The sequence below is a fragment of the Adlercreutzia equolifaciens genome (assembly GCF_029076695.1).
GTDB classification, from domain to species: domain Bacteria; phylum Actinomycetota; class Coriobacteriia; order Coriobacteriales; family Eggerthellaceae; genus Adlercreutzia; species Adlercreutzia equolifaciens_A.
This window is the reverse complement of record NZ_JARFIK010000045.1, coordinates 1-444: the sequence shown is the minus strand read 5'-3', so window position 1 is coordinate 444 and position 444 is coordinate 1. Positions and strand designations below refer to the sequence as shown.

The 444-nt window shown below is 41.4% G+C and carries 1 pseudogene; it reads right to left on the bottom strand.

Annotated elements, in window-relative coordinates:
* Positions 1–444, bottom strand: a pseudogene (locus PZH32_RS11385) (FAD-dependent oxidoreductase); the annotation flags it as partial.

Genomic DNA, 444 nt, shown 5'->3' with positions numbered 1-444 from the left:
AAGGAATGTTTTCTATCAATTGCATTATTATGTCCTGGAATCTGACGGCTGGAATTATCATAATTCTCCACCTTGATGTCATTCTTATCTAATTCGATGAAATCATTTCTGTTACGTCCGATTGTAAGACTGGACTGTGGCTGTACAAAACGATGAATTGAGATTGCTCCCTGCTTTCCTGCTGCGATCGCATCGATTGCAAACTTCGGTCCTGTATAAACGTCTCCACCAACGAAAATATCCGGTTCTGCTGTCTGGTAAGTAAGCTCATCTGCAACTGCTCCATTACCGCGTCCAAGTTCTACCTTGCTTCCCTTTAACAGATCACCCCATACGATTGACTGACCAACAGAGAAGAATACATGCTTACATTCTACTGTCATAAGCTCACTCTCATCATATGTCGGATTGAATCTTCCTTCTGCATCAAATACAGAAAGACAT